This window comes from Streptomyces sp. NPDC058373 (genome assembly GCF_042723275.1).
Classification (GTDB): Bacteria; Actinomycetota; Actinomycetes; order Streptomycetales; family Streptomycetaceae; genus Streptomyces.
In genome coordinates this window covers 1-16538 of sequence record NZ_JBHXJE010000074.1, presented here as the reverse complement: position 1 = coordinate 16538, position 16538 = coordinate 1, and the positions used below count along the sequence as shown (strand labels likewise).

Here is a 16538-nt window from a genome sequence, read left to right as displayed (position 1 = left end):
ACAATTTTCCTCAATCTTTTTGTGGGTTTTTTTGTTGGGTTTTTTTTTTTTTTATACCCCCCCCCCCCCCCCCCAACATGTTTGCGGCCGTTTTCCGTCCACCCCACCCCCCCCCTTCCGCATAGGTCGCCGCCGAGCGGGCACCAGACCAGAGACCCGAGCAGCCCGGCCCCACCGCCCACCCCCCCCCAGAGGCGGTCGGACCGAGCCCTCATCGGCGGCCCCGCCCTTCACCCCCGAAGGCGGGGCCGCCTCCTTTTCCGGGGCGGCCCCGCCTCCGGGTGCCGTGCGTACACGGGGGAGCGCCCCCCGCGGGTCAGCGTCCCGCGGGCTCCTCCACGGCCGGGGTGCCGCCGGAGCCCTCGTCGCCGGAGCCGTCCGCGTCCTTGACCAGGTCCACGCCGCCTTCGGCGGCGGCCTCGGCCTCGGCCAGGCGCCGCTCCATACCGCTGGTGGTCTTCAGCGGCTTCTCCTTGATGAAGAGGACGACGATCAGCGCGAGGACCGCGAACGGCGTGGAGATCAGGAAGAGGTCGCCGGTGGCGACTCCGTAGGCGTTCTCCACGATGGGCCGCAGCGCGTCGGGGAGCTGCGTCATGTCGGGCACGGCGTGGCCGCCGCCGCCCTCCGGGGCGACGCCCGCGTCGCCGAGGCCCTTGGTCATCTCACTGGCGACCCGGTTGGCGAGGATGGCGCCGAGGACGCTGACACCGACGGTGCCGCCGAGGCTGCGGAAGAAGGACAGCACCGAGGTGGCGGTGCCCAGGTCCTGCGCGGGCACGTCGTTCTGCGCGGCGAGCACCAGGTTCTGCATCAGCATGCCGACGCCGATGCCGAGGATCGCCATGTAGAGGCTGAGCAGCCCGAAGTGGGTGTCGGCGCCGATGGTGGAGAGCATCGCCAGACCGGCGGTCATGGCGATGCCGCCCGCGACCAGGTACGCCTTCCACTTTCCGGTGCGGCTGATCAGCTGCCCGGCGACGGTGGAGGAGACCAGCAGGCCGCCGATCATCGGCAGGCTCATCAGGCCGGCCACCGTCGGCGACTTGCCGAGGGCGATCTGGAAGTACTGCGAGAGGAAGACGGTGCCCGCGAACATCGCCACACCGACGAAGAGGCTCGCCACCGTGGTGAGGGTGACGGTGCGGTTGCGGAAGATCGACAGCGGGATGACCGGGTCCTTGGCGCGGGACTCCACGAAGACCGCGGCCACCAGCAGGGCGGTGCCGGTCAGGGTGAGCGCGGCCGTCTGCCAGGAGGCCCAGTCGAAGGAGTTGCCCGCCAGCGAGGTCCAGATCAGCAGGGCGCAGACACCGGCGACGATGAGGAAGGCGCCCAGGTAGTCGATGGTCACCTCGCGGCGGACCGTCGGCAGCTTCAGGGTGCGCTGGAGCAGGATGATGCCGAGCAGCGCGAACGGCACGCCGATGAAGAAGCACCAGCGCCAGCCGAGCCAGGAGGTGTCGACCAGGACACCGCCGATGAGCGGGCCCGCCACGGTGCCGACGGCGAAGACGGCACCGAAGATGCCCGCGTACTTGCCGAGGCGGCGCGGCGGGATGATCGCGGCCATCACGACCTGCGCCAGCGCGGTCAGGCCGCCCGCGCCGATGCCCTGGATGACGCGGCTGAAGATGAGCAGCCCCACGTCGTGGGAGAAGCCCGCGACGAGCGAACCGGCGATGAACAGGCCCAGCGACAGCTGGAGCAGCATCTTCTGGTTGTAGAGGTCGGAGAGCTTGCCCCAGAGCGGCACCGTCGCCGTCATGGCGAGCAGCTCGGCGGTGACCACCCAGGTGTAGGAGGACTGCGAGGCGCCGAGGTCGGCGATGATCCTCGGCAGGGCGTTGGCGACGACCGTTCCGGCGAGGATGGCGACGAACATGCCCGCCATCAGGCCGGACATCGCCTGGAGTATCTGTTTGTCGGTCATCGGGCCCGGCGCGTGGCCGGGCTCCGTCTCGCTGGCACTCTGCACGGTGTCCTTCTCGGGTCGGCGGGTGTACACGGGCGGTGAGCGGGGCCGGACGGGCGGGGCCGTCCGGCGGGTGGCGGGGCGGCGTCCTGACGGGAACGCGCGGCCCGCCGTAGGACTCCGGTCGTCGGCGTCGTCGCCGCGAGGGAGCGCGGTGGGTGGGGAGCGGGCTCGGCCCCGGCGCCGCGGCGGCCGGAGCGGGGGTCAGGCGCGGTCGGCCGGTCCGGGCGGGGCCGTCGCGCGGGGCGGCCTCACCGGTCGGCCCCGGCCGGTGCGACGGGGGCGGTGAGCCCGGCCGCCAGCTGGTCGAAGACTTCGTGGAAGACCTTGGAGAACGGGGTGTCGGGGTGGGTGCACCAGTGCCCCACCGAGACGCGTACGGCCGTGCCCGCCACGCCCGCCAGCAACTGGGCGTAGAGCCCGGTCTCCCGGCCGCCGCAGGCGTCGGTGGCCTCCGGCACCTCGCGGCCCAGCCGGACCGCGATGGCGTGCGCCAGCTCCTGCTCCTGGCCCGCCTGGGCCGCCATGACCCGGGCGAAGAGCCGGGGGGAGCGGTCCAGGACGACCGGCAGGAGCGACCACAGCTCCGACTGGCCCTCGACGTCGGCCAGCTCGGCGGCGAGCGCGGTACGCAGCGCCTCCAGCGGCGGAAGCTCCTCGGGGGCCGTGAGAACGGCACGGGTGACCCGGGGGGCCAGGTCGGCGTCGATCATCACGAAGGCGTCGTCGTGCGCGGCGAAGTAGTTGAAGAAGGTGCGGGCGGAGACCCCGGCGGCTTCGCTGATCATCTCGACGGTGACGTTCTCGGCGCCGTGTTCGACCGCGAGGCGGACCGCCGCCTCGCCGAGGGCGGCACGGGTCGCCCTCTTCTTGCGCTCGCGGAGGCCGAGCGCGGCACCTGACGTCATCACGCGCTGCACTTTACGCAAAAATGCACACCATGCAAAATTCGCCCGCGCGTGCGCCGTGCGCGGGACCCGCCCGCTCCCCGGGCATGACGAAGGCCCGCACGCCGGTGGGGCGGGCGGGCCTGAGGGGGTGCGGTCAGCGCTCCTCGCGGAAGTCCACGTGGCGGCGTGCGACCGGGTCGAACTTCCGCAGCGTGATCCGGTCGGGATCGTTGCGGCGGCTCTTGGTGGTCACGTAGGTGTAGCCGGTGCCCGCGGAGGAGCGGAGCTTGATCACGGGGCGTATGTCGGTGCGTGCCATACCCACGAGGGTACGACAACCGTTTTCAGCAACGGTAGGGACTTTGGTCCCGAGACTGCCCGGAGGCGGCCCCGTGGGCCCTCCGCCCCCGTCCGCACCCCGCCCACCAGCAGCGCCGCCACCCTCACGGCCCCCGACGCCGAGGCCGCCTGCCACGGCCCGGCCCCGCGCACCGCCGCCCGCGGGCCGCGACGAGCCCCGCCGCCAGCCACACCGGCAGCACCCGCCGCCCCCGGCCGGGGTGGGGGCCCAGGCCCGCCCGGGCGCCCAGCAGCTCCCACCCCGCCGCCCCCGCCGCTTCCGGCCGGGAGCGCACCGGACGGCGCCCCGGCCTCCGGCGGCCTGCCGTACGCACTTCTGCGGGCGGGGCGGCGCGGCGGGCCCGGTACGGTTTCAGCAGGTCAGGCCGTGCCCGCGCGGGGTGTGCAGGACGCGGGTGAACTCCTTGTACAGGTCGACCCGGTGCTCCATCTGTGCCGGGTTCCCGCCGTCGCACTCGGCGCTGCCGTTGAGGCTGCGGATGGTCTCGCCGAAGCCGTGCCGCCCGGTGATCGCGTCGTGGCCGGTCATGGTGCCCGGGCCGGTCTGGGTGTTCCAGTACCAGAGCGCGGTCATCCAGGCGACGGCCGGGTCCTCCTCGACGAGCCACGGGTTGTTCAGCAGGTCGAGCCCGAGGTGGTCCCCGGCGGCCTTGTAGTTGAAGTTCCAGCTCAGCATGATCGCGCCGCGCCCGTAGTACGCGTCGTTCCCGGCCGGGCAGCCGTACGGCTGGGTGGTGTCGCAGAAGACCGGGTACGTCTCCTCGTTCTGCGCGACCTTGTAGAAGAGCCCGCCGGTCTCGTGGCTGACGTTGGCGAGGAAGGCGGCGGCCTCCTGCCGCCGTACGACCGGGCCGCCGGTGCGGGCGAAGGCGGGGAAGGCGTCGGCCGCCTCGCGCAGTCCCGCGTAGGTGAAGAACGGGTCCCGGTCGGGGAACATCCGCTCGAACTGCCGCTCGCTCACCGGGAAGGCGGGCTTCGGCGGATGGTGCGGGCGGTGCCGGTCGTGGGCGGCGGCGGGACCGGTGAGCAGGGTCAGGACCAGTCCGGCGACGGCGGCCAGGACGGCGACGACGGTGGGGGTGCCTCTACGGGACACGAGGTCATCACTCCTTGGGCGTGGGGGAGTTGAGGAGTTCCGGGCAGGCGCCACCGCTGCGGCCGAGACCGGACGGCCCGCGCCGCACGCGACGATACGACGGCGGGGGCCATTGGTCTGGTCCATTCGCGAAATCGGTCTGTACCGGTCCGGGCCGGCGGTGGGCCGACGGCCGCCATCCCGACGCCGTGTCGCCCTCGGTACGCGTACTCCGCCCGGGCTCCGGCGCCACCCGCTCACCTTGTCCCCGCCGGCAGCCGCGGCCCTCCGCACAGCCCCTCCGCCCAGCCCCTCACACCCCTCAGCAGGCGTCCCGCACGTACCCCTCCTCCCCTTCCGGCACCACATCCCGGTCCCGGAGCACCACCGACAGCCGCCCGTCGGCCGCCTCGCAGGCGCGGTCCAGTCCGGCGCGGGTGTACTCCACGACCAGCACCCGCCCGTCGAACGCCTCGTCGTACACCCCGCACTCCTCGTACTGGCCGCACTCCTCCGCCACCGCGAAGTCCAGCCCGAGGCGCTTCCGGTCGCCCGCCAGTTCGGCGGTGTTCTTCTGCGCCACCGCCAGGCCGCGAGCGTGCGCCCGCTCGACCAGCAGGGCCAGGAAGGCCTGGGCGTCGGCGGCGTCCAGCAGTCCGCCGGAGCGGGTGAAGCTGTCGTAGTTGTCCGGCTCGACGGCGTCGAAACCGCGCTGGGCGCAGCCGTCGATCCACCGCCCCACCCGGTCGGCCGCGGCGCGCCGCAACTCCTCGGTGGAGAGGTCGAGCAGAACCTCGTCCCACTCCTCGTCGATCACCTCCCGCCCCCGCCCGTCCCGCAGCAGCAGTTCCTCGGGCCAGCCCCGGGCGCCCGGCTGGGCCTGGAAGGCGTTGACGTAGCAGACGTTGTACAGCCCCCGGGCGGGCCGCGCCCCGTGGTCGCGGACCACCACCTGGACGTCGTCGTCCGGCCGGTACGCGCCGCCGAGCTGATAGTCCAGCCCGGCCCCGCGCGGCGGCGCCACCGGGGCCCGCGCCTCGCTCGCCTCCGGTTCCGGCCCCGGCGCCCCGGCGGACGTCCCGCACCCGGCGAGCAGCAGCGGCAGCGCGGCCAGGCCGCACGCCAGGCGCCCGCGGCGGCTCACCCGCGCCGCCTTCCCGCGCCCTCGGCGGCCCGCTCCAGGAGCGGGGTCAGCCGGTGCGGCACCAGTTGATTCATGGCCAGGGCCGTGCTGCTGCGCTCCACCCCGGGCGTGGCGTGGAGCTGCCCCGCGATCCGGTACAGGTCGTCCGCGTCGGCCGCCACCACCCGGGCCAGCAGGTCGATCTCCCCGCTCAGCCCGTACACCTCCACCACCTCGGGGATGCCGCTGAGCGCCGCCCCCACCTCTGTCAGGCGCAACTGGTCCACCCGCATCGTCACGAACGCCGTCAGGGGGTACCCCAGCGCGGCCGTGTCCACCCGGCGGGCGAACGGGCCGAGCGTGCCGTCCCGCTCCAGCCGGTTCCAGCGCGCCTGCACCGTGTTGCGCGACAGGCCGAGCCGCTCCGTCAGCGCCACCGCGGTGGCCCGCGGTTCCTCCGTCAGCGCGAGCAGGATCCGCGCGTCCGTCGCGTCGATCGCCCCGCCGTGGTTCACGGTGCTCAATCGACTCACCTCCCGAATCCCCGAGATTGAGCAGAATGCTCAACCAGACAGTCGTATCTTGTGCAATCGGGAGAGGGAATGTCTACTGACGAACCACAACGATCACTTGGTGCCCGCACCCCCGGCGTCCCCCCTCCGGCCGGGGGCCGCGGCCCGCCCGCCGTCCGCGTCCCGGACGGCCCCGCGCCACTTGTTCCCACCTCGCGGCCAGCGCCGGCCGCCCGCCCCGGAGGTTCTGTGATGGTCCCGGATACGACGACGTACCCGCGCGGTGACCGGCAGGAGCTGCTCGCCGCCCTCGGCGAGATCGAGCGGCGTGTGCTGTGGCTCTCCGCCGCCACCATCGACCACGCCAACCGCGTCCGCCCGAACCCCACCGGCCTCAAGGTCGGCGGCCACCAGGCGTCCTGCGCCTCGATGGTGTCGATCATGACGACGCTCTGGTTCCACGAGCTGACCGCCGACGACCGCGTCTCGGTCAAGCCGCACGCCTCCCCGGCCCTGCACGCCGTCAACCACCTCCTCGGCGAGCTGCCCGCCGAGGCCCTCACGACCCTCCGATCCTTCGGCGGCCTCCAGAGCTACCCGAGCCGCACCAAGGACCCCGACCCCGTGGACTACTCCACCGGCTCCGTCGGCATCGGCGCCACCGCCCCGGTCTGGGGCGCCCTCGCCCGCCGCTACGTGGAGGGCCGCTTCCCCGGCGCGGGCGCCGGCCGCCAGTACGCCCTCCTCGGCGACGCCGAACTCGACGAGGGCGCCTGCTGGGAGGCGGTCCAGGACCCGATGGTCGCCGGGCTCGGCGAGGTGGTCTGGATCGTGGACCTCAACCGCCAGTCCCTGGACCGCGTCGTCCCCGCCCTCTCCGCCGAACGCCTCGCCGGCATGTTCGAGGCGGCCGGCTGGCAGGTCCTCACCCTCAAGTACGGCGAGCAGCTCACCGAACTCTTCTCCCGCCCCGGCGGCGACGCCCTGCGCACCCGCCTGGACACCATGGGCAACCCGGAGTACCAGCGCCTCCTGCGCTGCACCCCCGACCAGCTCAGGGAACGCCTCCCCGGCACCGGCTCCACCCGCGAACCCCTCGCCCGCCTCATCGCCACCCTCGGCGACGACGCCCTGCACAGCGCGGTGCGCAACCTCGGCGGCCACGACCTCGGCGCCCTCCTCGACGCCTACGCGGCGATCGACGACACCCGCCCGACCGTGGTCCTCGCGTACACCGTCAAGGGCCGCGGCCTGCACAGCGAGGGGCACCCGCAGAACCACTCCTCGCTCCTCACCCGCGACCAGCTCGCCGACCTCGCCGCCCGCACCGGGTCCGACCTGGACGACCCCTGGCGCCCGCTGCCCGCCGGCGGCGCCGCCGCCCGGCTCTGCGCCGCACGCGCCGACGCGCTGCGCCGCCCGCCCGTCGAACGGGTCGTCCCGCCCCCGGTCCCCACCGACTTCGGCCGCAACCCGGGCGGCACCGGCACCACCCAGCAGGCCTTCGGCCGCACCCTGCTCGACCTCAGCCGCGGCGCCCCCGAGGCCGCCGCCCGCGTGGTCACCGTCAGCCCCGACGTCTCCTCCTCCACCAACCTCGGCGGCTGGCTCAACAAGGTCGGCGTCTGGTCGCCCACGGAACGCGTCGACTGGTTCGCCGACGACGCCGAGACGATCCTGCACTGGCGTGAGAACCCCACCGGCCAGCACGTGGAACTCGGCATCGCCGAGACCAACCTGGTCGGCCTCCTCGGCGAACTCGGCGCCACCTGGAGCCGCTGGGGCCAGCCCCTGCTGCCCATCGGCATCATGTACGACCCGTTCGTCAACCGCGCCCTGGAGCCGTGGCAGTTCGGCATCTACGCGGGCGGCCAGTCGCTCCTCGTCGGCACCCCCTCCGGCGTCACCCTCGCCCCCGAGGGCGGCGCCCACCAGTCGGTCACCACCCCCTCCCTCGGCCTGGAGCAGCCCGGCTGCGTCACCTGGGAGCCCGCCTTCGCCCAGGACACCGAGTGGTGCGTCCTCGCCGCCCTCGCCCTCCTCGGCAGGCCCGACGGCAGCTCGGCGTACCTCAGGCTCTCCACCCGCCCCGTCGACCAGTCGCTGGCCGCCGTGCCCGCCGACCCGGCCGCCCGCGAACGCCGCCGCCGCCAGGCCGTGGCCGGTGCCTACGGCCTGCGCCGCGCCCCCGGCGCCCCCGACGTCACCCTCGCCGCGATGGGCGCGATGGTCCCCGAGGCCCTCGCCGCGGCCGACCGCCTCGCCGCCCTCGGCATCGCGGCCGACGTCGTCTGCGTCACCAGCCCCGGCCTCCTCTTCCGCGCCCTGCAGTCCCGCCGCGGACTGGACGACGCCCCGCAGTGGGTCCTCGACCAGGCGTTCCCCGCCGACCGGGCGACCCCGCTGGTCACCCTGCTCGACGGCCACCCCCACACGCTCGCCTTCCTCGGCACGGTCCACAACACCCCGGTCACCCCGCTCGGCGTCACCCGTTTCGGCCAGTCCGGCACCCTCGACGACGTCTACCGCCACCACGGCATCGACACCGAGAGCGTCGTCCGCGCCGCCCTGGACCTGACCCACCAGCCCTGACCCCGAGGCCTTACGGCGGCCCGTGCCTTACCCATGGCACAGGCCGCCGTCATGTGGTCGGACCATAAGAGAGGTGTGACATAGTTTCGATGCGAACAGCCCCAGTGACCCAGGGAGGTGCCCATGGCCGCCGAATGGCGCCCCGTACGCCAGTCGCGTACGCACGAACTGGTACTGGAGAGCATCGAGGAACAGGTGGTCGCGGGCGAGCTCAAGGCCGGTGACCGGCTGCCCCCCGAACGCGAACTCGCCCCCGTCCTCGGCGTCAGCCGCTCCGCCCTCCGCGAGGCCCTGCGCGTCCTGGAGACCATCGGCGTCCTCGTCGCCCACGCCGGACGCGGCCCCGACGCGGGCGCCCGCATCGTCCGCAACCCCGACGACGCCCTCGGCCGCCTCCTCCGCCTCCACGTGGCCCTCGGCAGTTACAACCTCCAGGACGTCCTGGAGGCCCGCGTGCTGCTCGAACGCTCCAGCTTCGAGGCGGCCGCCACCCACGCCTCCCCCGAAGACCTCGCCGAGGCCGAGGAGACCCTGCGCCGCATGCAGGAACCGGACATCACCGTCCCCGACTTCAACGACCTGGACACCAGCTTCCACGTCCAGATCGCCCGCAGCTCCGGCAACCAGCTCACCTCGACCCTCACCTCGGCGGTCCGCGAGTCGGTACGCCCCCTGATCCTCGACGCCCTCGAAGCCGCCGAGGACTGGCCCGCCACCGCAGCCGCCCTCAACGCCGAACACGCCGCCCTCCTCGCCCTCGTCCGTGAAGGCGACGGCCCCGCGGCAGCCGACCTCGTCGAACACCACATCCGGGGCTTCCACGGCACCTTGGTCACCGAGCCCCCCGCGGCGGACTGACCCCTCAGGGCCCGCGCCGCCGGACGGCGTGTGCGACCGTGCCGCCGCTCCCCGGCTCGAAGGTGTTCCTGACCCGGCGGAAGCCGGCCCCGTTCGTAGTCGCCGAGCGGCACCCGGCAGAAGAACACCCGGGCGGAGCGGACGGTCCGTGCGCGCGGCCGGCTCGTCACCCACCGTGAAGCCGATGATCGTACAAGAGGCCACCCGGGCGGCTGAACCTGACGCGTTGGGGCTCTAACGCCCGACAACGTGCTCCCGCTCGGAGCCTGTACGCCCTTGGCGTTCCGCCCCGCCACGTGCCGAAATGGTCGGGAGCCTTGCGCGTTCGATCCCAAGGCGTGGCGGAGCGGGTCAGTTCCCGGCTGCCTTCCAGCTTCCTCGTGGCGAAGGACGGACGGCCCATGCATGCACACACCGCCATCGAGCGGCCCGGAGCGAGCCAGGACGAGCCGATCGCGATCGTAGGTGCCGCCTGCCGGCTCCCCGGGGGAGCCGACTCCCTCTCCTCGCTGTGGCGCTTGCTGATGGCGCGTCGGGAGACGGTACGGGAGGTGCCGGGCGAGCGATGGGAACAGGCGGAACTGGCCGGTCTCCCCGCTCCGGTGGCGGACCGGCTGCGCCACGGCTGCTTTCTGGACGGCGACGTCTACGCCTACGAGCCGGAGTTCTTCGGCATCAACGCCCAGGAAGCTCCGTGGGTGGACCCGGAGCACCGGTTGCTCTCCGAAGTGACCTGGGAGGCCGTCGAACACGCCGGAATCCCGACCCGGCGACTGTCCGGCACGCGGACCGGCATGTTCTTCGGGGTCTACCAGAAGGACTACATGCTGCGCGTGCAGCGGCCTCTGGAAGAGGTCGATGCCTACGCGATGTACACCGGTTTCGACAGCATCGGACCGGGACGCGTGGGATTCATGCTGGACCTGAAGGGCCCGCAGGTCGTCATGGAGAGCGCCTGCGCCTCCGGACTGGTCGCCGTCCACACCGCCTGCCAGAGCTTGCGGACCGGTGAGACGGACGTCGCCCTGGCGGGGGCGGCCATGCTGTCCCTGGGACCCGAGGGGGTCATCGCCCCCGCGCTGTGGGGAGTGTTCTCCCCAACGGGCCGCTGCCACGCCTTCGACGCCGGCGCCGACGGCTACGTCCGCGGAGAGGGCTGCGGCGTGGTCGTACTCAAGCGCCTGTCGGACGCGGCACGGGCCGGGGACCGGGTGCTCGCGGTGGTGCGCGGCACGGCGGTCAACCAGAACGGCCGGGGCACGCGGCTCAGCGCGCCCTCGGAGCCCGCACAGATCGATCTGTACCGCCTGGCGCTGGAGCGCGCGGGTGTGGAGGCCGGTGACGTCGGGATGGTGGAGGCGCACGGCCCGGGCACGGCGGTGGGCGACCCCATCGAGTTCGCGGCGGTGGCCGCGGTCTACGGCAAGGGCCGCGACCGGTGCGCGCTGGGCTCGGTGAAAACGAACATCGGCCACACCGAACCGGTGTCGGGCGTGGCGGGGCTGCTGAAGGCCATCGCCTCCCTGCGGCACGGCATGGTGCCGGCCAGCCTGCACTTCAACAGCTGGAATCCGCAGATCGACCCCAGCGGGACCCGGCTGTTCGTGCCCACCGACACGACGGAGTGGCCGGTGCGCAACGGTGCCCGACTGGCCGCGGTCTCCTCCTTCGGCATCAGCGGCACCAACGCGCACGTCGTGCTGGAGCAGCCGCCCGCCTTCCCCCCAGCCCGGCCCGCGACCCGCCCGGCCCCCACCGGTGATCGCGGTCCGGCCCGGGACGGCGCGGCCTTGCGCGTGTTCCCGCTCTCCGCCGGCACGCCCGTGGCCCTGCGGAGCGCGGCCGGGCGTCTGGCCCGGTGGCTGAGGGACGAGGGGGCGCGGGTTCCGCTGGGCGACGTGGCGCACACGCTGGCCGTGCGGCGATCGCCCGCCAAGGAACGCGCCGCCGTGGTCGCCGCCGACCGGCCGGAGCTGTTGGCGCGCCTGGAGGAACTGGCGGCCGGCGGCGCGCTCTCCGCGGGAGTGGCGACCGGCAGGACGGTGCCGGACGCCGGGAAGGGCGTGGTGTGGGTCTTCTCGGGGCACGGGTCGCAGTGGGCGGGCATGTGCCGCCGACTGCTCGACCGCGACCCTCACTTCACCCGGGTCATCGACGAACTCGAACCGCTGGTGGCCGAGGAGTCCGGTTTCTCTCTGCGGCAGACCCTGAACCACCCGGAGGTGGTGCGGGGGTTCGACCGGGTCCAGCCAGTGATCTTCGCCGTCCAGCTGGCTCTGGCGGCGATGTGGCGCTCCCACGGTGTCGAACCGGCGGCCGTGATCGGCCACTCCATGGGGGAGGTCGCCGCCGCGGTCGCCGCGGGAGCACTGAGCACGCGGGACGGGGTGCGGGTCATCTGCCGCCGCTCGCGGCTGATCCTGCGGACCGCCGGGCAGGGCCTGATGGCGTCGGTGGCCCTGGGACGCGACGAGGTCGAACGTCTGCTGGCGGAACAGGACGTGCGGGGCGTGACCGTCGCGGTCCTGGCGTCGCCGGAGAACACCGTCGTCGGCGGGGACGCCGACCGCATCCGCCGCCTCGCCGAGGAGTGGGACACCCGCGGCGTGGGCGTCCGCGTGATCGAGGTGGATGTCGCCTCGCACACCGCCCACATGGACCCCCTCCTGCCCGACCTCGCCGACGCGCTCGCCGGCGTCGTCGGCGGGTCGCCGGGAGCGGCCTTCTACAGCACCGTGACCGACGACCCGCGCGAGCATGGCGTCTTCGACGCCGCGTACTGGTCGGACAACCTCCGCCGGGTGGTGCGCTTCACCGACGCGGTGCGGGCCGCGGCCGAGGACGGGTACCGGCTGTTCGTCGAGATCGGCCCGCACCCGGTGCTGACCCACCCGGTGCAGGCCACGCTGGCCGCGCACGGCCACACCGGCACCGCGGTCGTGCCCTCCCTGCTGCGCGACACCGACGACGCGCTGGCGTTCCACACCCATGTAGGGGCGCTGCACTGCGCCGGCCATCCGCTGGACTGGGCCGACCGCTACGGCGAGGGCTCCCTGGTGGACGTACCGCCGACCACCTGGGAACGCACGAGGTACGTCGTCGGGCCTTCGCCGCTGCGGCAGTCGGCCGGGCCCCGCTCGCTGCCCGCACCGCACCCGCTCACCGGACCGCACACCGCGGATCTCGACGGCGAGGGCCGCCACCTCTGGCAGACCAGCATCACCCCCACGGCCCTGCCCTGGCTCGACACGCACCGGGTCGACGGCGTCGCCGTGGTGCCCGGTGCCGCTCTGTGCGAGATGGCCTTCGCCGCAGCCGACGACCTGTTCGCCGCGGGTCCCGAGCGCCTGCGCCTCACCGGCATGGACCTGCAGCGGTTGCTGCTGCCGACGTCCGAGGGCACGTCCGTCACCGCCACCGCCGAGGCGGCCGGTCCGGACACCGCCCGCTGGCGGGTGGTCAGCACGGCTGCCGACGGCACCCCCGTCCAGCACGCCCAGGCAGTCCTGCACCTCACGGCGGAGGGCGAACCCCTCCCCGAGAGCTGCGACCCGCACCGCCTGCTCGCGGAGTTCCCGCACCCCGCGGACCCCGCGGAGGTGTACCGGCAGATGCGCGAGGAACGCGGTGTGCACCACGGCCCGCCCTTCCTCGGACTGCAGGCCCTGCACACCGACGGGACGCCGGCCGATCGCGCGGGTGCCCGCCTCCTGGCCCGTCTCCGGGTACCGGACGAGGGCCGGGCCGGCGCCCAGGCACTGCACTGCCATCCCGTCGCGCTGGACACGTGCCTTCAGGCGGTCGCGGGCGCCGTACTGCGCACCGGCAGGGTGCCCGTCGGCGGCATCCTGCCGCGGGGCTTGGAGGCGCTGCGGCTGTACGGCACGGTTCCGCTCAGCGGATACTGCCTGGTCACCCTCCGACTGGTGGACAGCGACCGGTACACCGCGGACTTCCGGCTCTGGGCCGACGACGGGACCGTGGTCGCGGACGCCACCGGGGTGGAGTTCTGCCACGTACCCGCCGAGAGCGCGCAGGAGCGCTTCGCCAACCGTCTGCTCCAAGCCTCGTGGGAGCCCGGTGAACGCCAGGCGCCAAAGGAGGCTTCCGGCGCCTGGGCCCTCCTGGCGGAAGCCGGCCGCGAAGCGTACGCGACCGAGCTGGGGGAGGCATTGAGGGAGCGGGGCGCCACCGTGGAGATCCGGACGCTCGCCGCGGACGGCACCTCGGGGGACGCCACCGCACCCGTGACGCCGGCCGAGCCCGGCGCACCGGCACAGCGGGCCGTGGTGTATCTGCCCGCAACCGGCACGGGGCCCGACAGCGCGTCGCCCGACCGCCGAGCGCGGGAGCAGGTCGGCCGCCTGGCGGAAACGGCCCGCGCGCTCACGCTGACCGCCGGCGACGGGGCGCCGCCGCGCCTGTGGACCGTCACCCACGCCGCTCAGCAGGTCGCGCCCGGCGACCGGCCTGACCTGGCACAGGCCGGCCTGCGCGGGCTCGTGCGGGTGCTGAGCTACGAGCACCCCGAACTGCGCCCCACCGTCCTGGACCTCGCTCCGCGGACGCCCGTCACGGAAGTGGCCGCGGAACTGCTGTCCTGCCCTGACGAGCAGGACGAGGTCGCCTACCGGCACGGGCGCCGCCACCTGGCGCACCTGCGCAGCGCCCCGCTGGACGAACGCGAGCGCCGCCGCAGGACGGTCGCCCACGGGCACGACCGGGTGGCCCTGCACCTCGCGCGCCCCGGCGATCTGGACTCCTTCGAGTTCGTGGCCCAGTCCCGCCGTCCGCCCGGGCCGGGTGAGGCCGAGATCCGGATCGAAGCCACCAGCGTGAACTTCATCAACGTCCTGAAGGCCCTCGGCGTCTACCAGCGCTTCAGCACCGGGGAGGAGCGCTCTGACGTCTGCGCCTTCGACGGCGCGGGCGTGGTCACCGCCGTCGGGGACGGTGTCCGGGGGGTGCGGGTGGGCGACCGGGTGGCCGCCATGTTCGTGGAGGGGGCCCAGTCCGCGGTCATGTCCTCCTTCGCCACCGTCCGTGCCGACTGTCTTCTGCCGGTACCGGACGGGCTCGGCACACCGCAGGCCGCCGCCCTGCCGTGCGCCTACCTGACCGCCTGGTACGCCCTGCGGCACATCGCCCGGATCCGGCCGGGGGAGAAGGTGCTCATCCACTCGGCGAGCGGCGGCACCGGGCTCGCCGCGCTGAACCTCGCGCGGGCCTGTGGCGCGGAGGTCTGGGCCACCGCGGGCAGCGAGGCCAAGCGGGCGTACCTGCGCGGCCTGGGCGTCCCGCACGTCATGGACTCGCGCTCCCTGGACTTCGCCGATCAGGTGCGCGATCTCACCGAGGGCCGCGGCGTCGACGTCGTACTCAACTCCCTCACGGGGGCGGCGCAGTCCGCCGGTCTCGACCTGCTCGCGCACCGCGGCCGGTTCGTCGAACTCGGCAAGCGGGACATCTACGCCAACACCCGTCTGGGGCTGCTGCCCTTCCGCCGCAACGTCACCTTCACAGGCGTCGACGTGCTGATGATGATGCGGCAGGACCCCGACCTGCTCGCCGAGGGCTACCGCGAGCTCAGCGGCATGCTCGCGGAAGGCACCCTGCCGCCGCTGCCCGTCACCGAACACCCCGTCGCCGAGGCGGCGTCGGTGTTCCACACCATGGCCTCCGCCCGGCACACGGGCAAACTCGTCCTCACCTGGCCCGCCTCCGGCACCGACACCCTGCCCGTACGCCCCGAGGACGTCCCCGTCGTCCGGCCCGACGGAAGCTACCTGGTCACGGGTGGGCTCGGCGGACTGGGACTCCTGGTCGCCCGGTGGCTGGCCGAGCGAGGGGCGGCCGCCGTGGTGCTCACCTCCCGAAGCGCTCCCACGGCGGCCACCCGCGCCGCCCTCGACGCCGTCACCGAGGACTTCGGCACCCGTGTCGAGGTCGTGAGCGGGGACCTCGCCGAGCCGGGCGTCGCCGGCTCACTCGTCGCGACCGCCCTGGGCACGGGCCACCCCCTGCGCGGGGTCGTCCACGCCGCGGCCGTCATCGAGGACGCCACCGTCGCCAATCTCTCCGCCGCCCTCCTGGAGAGGGTCTGGCGCCCCAAGGCGACGGGAGCCTGGCTGCTCCACCACGCCGTGGAAGGCCAGGAGCTGGACTGGTGGGTCACCTTCTCGTCCGCCGCCTCCCTCCTCGGCAACCCCGGGCAGGGCGCCTACGCGGCCGCCAACGCCTGGCTGGACGAGTTCACCTCCTGGCGGCGGGCCCAAGGGCTGCCGGCCGTCTGCGTCAACTGGGGCCCGTGGGCGGAGGTCGGCCGCGGTGCCGGGATGCAGGAGCGCGGCTACGCCATGATCACGCCCGAGGAGGGCGTCTCCGCCCTGGAACGGATTCTCTGCCACCAACGCGACCGCACCGCCTACACGCCCGTCGACCTGCCCCGGTGGCTGGACTCCTATCCCGCCACCGGTCGCACCGCCTTCTTCGCCGAGCTGGCCGCGCCTGCGGCGGGTGCGGAACCCGCCGGCGCCCGCAGCTCCCTGCTGGAGGCTCTGCGCGAGACGGACAGCCTCCAGCAGCGACAGCGGCTGCTGGAGCCGGAGGTCCTCGGCCACATCGCCGCGGTCCTGCGTCTGGGGACGGACCGGTTCGACGCCGGTACGTCCCTGGTCACGCTCGGCCTCGACTCGCTCATGGCCATCGCCCTGCGCAACCGCCTGCAGCGCGAACTGGCCCTGGACATCCCCACCACCGTGATGTGGACCCACCCGACGGCCGGCGCTCTCACCCGCTACCTCCTGACCCGCCTCCACCCCGGGCAGGGCCCGGACGAGGCTCCGTCCGAGACGGAATCCACCGCCCGCTAGGCCGGCTCCGTTCCGAGACCGCCCTCAGAAGCGCTGTCCGGTGCTCCGGCGTGCTTCTCGGCGCCCCGGCCCGAAGTCCTGGTGCCCGACACACCCGGGCCCCTGCCCGGGCGGCGGCAGGGCGGGGCCGGACACCGCGAAAGGGCGCCCCCGCCGACAGCCCTCACCCGTCCGCCTCTCCCAACCGCTAGGTGTATTGACCCGCAGCGTTGTTGACGCGGCTGATGGGTGGGTGCCCGTCGAGTGCGGTGTGGCAGCGGTGGTGGTTGTAGGTGTGGAGG

The 16538-nt window shown here is 73.8% G+C and carries 9 protein-coding genes; 3 read left to right on the top strand and 6 right to left on the bottom strand.

Going from position 1 to position 16538, the window contains the following annotated elements; all coding sequences use genetic code 11:
• Window positions 1-316 precede the first annotated feature (316 nt).
• From ACFWMZ_RS27230 to ACFWMZ_RS27205, 6 genes are all read right to left on the bottom strand, one after another.
• A complete protein-coding gene (locus ACFWMZ_RS27230; protein WP_383173938.1) occupies window positions 317-1933 on the bottom strand; it encodes an MDR family MFS transporter in 1617 nt (538 codons plus the stop codon).
• 293 nt (window positions 1934-2226) lie between these two features.
• Complete coding sequence (locus ACFWMZ_RS27225) at window positions 2227-2883, bottom strand: TetR/AcrR family transcriptional regulator (RefSeq protein ID WP_383204775.1); 657 nt, start codon at window positions 2881-2883, stop codon at window positions 2227-2229.
• 136 nt (window positions 2884-3019) lie between these two features.
• Window positions 3020-3184, bottom strand: coding sequence for a 50S ribosomal protein L33 (gene rpmG / locus ACFWMZ_RS27220; protein ID WP_383173904.1), 165 nt, complete (start codon window positions 3182-3184; stop codon window positions 3020-3022).
• Window positions 3185-3577: 393 nt separating this feature from the next.
• Window positions 3578-4321, bottom strand: coding sequence for a chitinase (locus ACFWMZ_RS27215; RefSeq protein ID WP_383204772.1), 744 nt, complete (start codon window positions 4319-4321; stop codon window positions 3578-3580).
• 301 nt (window positions 4322-4622) lie between these two features.
• Complete coding sequence (locus ACFWMZ_RS27210; RefSeq protein ID WP_383204769.1) at window positions 4623-5444, bottom strand: endo alpha-1,4 polygalactosaminidase; 822 nt, start codon at window positions 5442-5444, stop codon at window positions 4623-4625.
• The gene (locus ACFWMZ_RS27205) at window positions 5441-5938 is read right to left on the bottom strand and encodes an Lrp/AsnC family transcriptional regulator (protein WP_383173931.1); all 498 of its coding nucleotides are present in this window, start codon (window positions 5936-5938) and stop codon (window positions 5441-5443) included. The genes ACFWMZ_RS27210 and ACFWMZ_RS27205 overlap by 4 nt, the downstream gene beginning before the upstream one ends.
• A gap of 249 nt (window positions 5939-6187) precedes the next feature.
• On the opposite strand from ACFWMZ_RS27205, the gene ACFWMZ_RS27200 reads away from it, so the two are divergent.
• From ACFWMZ_RS27200 to ACFWMZ_RS27190, 3 genes are all read left to right on the top strand, one after another.
• A complete protein-coding gene (locus tag ACFWMZ_RS27200; protein ID WP_383204766.1) occupies window positions 6188-8527 on the top strand; it encodes a transketolase C-terminal domain-containing protein in 2340 nt (779 codons plus the stop codon).
• Between the two features lie 123 nt (window positions 8528-8650).
• Window positions 8651-9385 carry a FadR/GntR family transcriptional regulator gene (locus ACFWMZ_RS27195; RefSeq protein ID WP_383173892.1) on the top strand — a complete coding sequence of 245 codons (735 nt, stop codon included), beginning with the start codon at window positions 8651-8653 and terminating at the stop codon, window positions 9383-9385.
• A gap of 401 nt (window positions 9386-9786) precedes the next feature.
• On the top strand, window positions 9787-16257 hold the full coding sequence (locus ACFWMZ_RS27190; protein WP_383204763.1) for an SDR family NAD(P)-dependent oxidoreductase: 6471 nt from the start codon (window positions 9787-9789) through the stop codon (window positions 16255-16257).
• The last annotated feature ends 281 nt before the right edge of the window (window positions 16258-16538 follow it).

Excerpts from the sequence above, each read along its gene's own strand:
- ACFWMZ_RS27230 (WP_383173938.1), bottom strand. The coding sequence starts at position 1,933 with ATGACCGACAAACAGATACTCCAGGCGATGTCCGGCCTGATGGCGGGC.
- ACFWMZ_RS27225 (WP_383204775.1), bottom strand. The coding sequence starts at position 2,883 with ATGACGTCAGGTGCCGCGCTCGGCCTCCGCGAGCGCAAGAAGAGGGCG.
- rpmG (WP_383173904.1), bottom strand. The coding sequence starts at position 3,184 with ATGGCACGCACCGACATACGCCCCGTGATCAAGCTCCGCTCCTCCGCG.
- ACFWMZ_RS27200 (WP_383204766.1), top strand. The coding sequence starts at position 6,188 with ATGGTCCCGGATACGACGACGTACCCGCGCGGTGACCGGCAGGAGCTG.
- ACFWMZ_RS27195 (WP_383173892.1), top strand. The coding sequence starts at position 8,651 with ATGGCCGCCGAATGGCGCCCCGTACGCCAGTCGCGTACGCACGAACTG.
- ACFWMZ_RS27190 (WP_383204763.1), top strand. The coding sequence starts at position 9,787 with ATGCATGCACACACCGCCATCGAGCGGCCCGGAGCGAGCCAGGACGAG.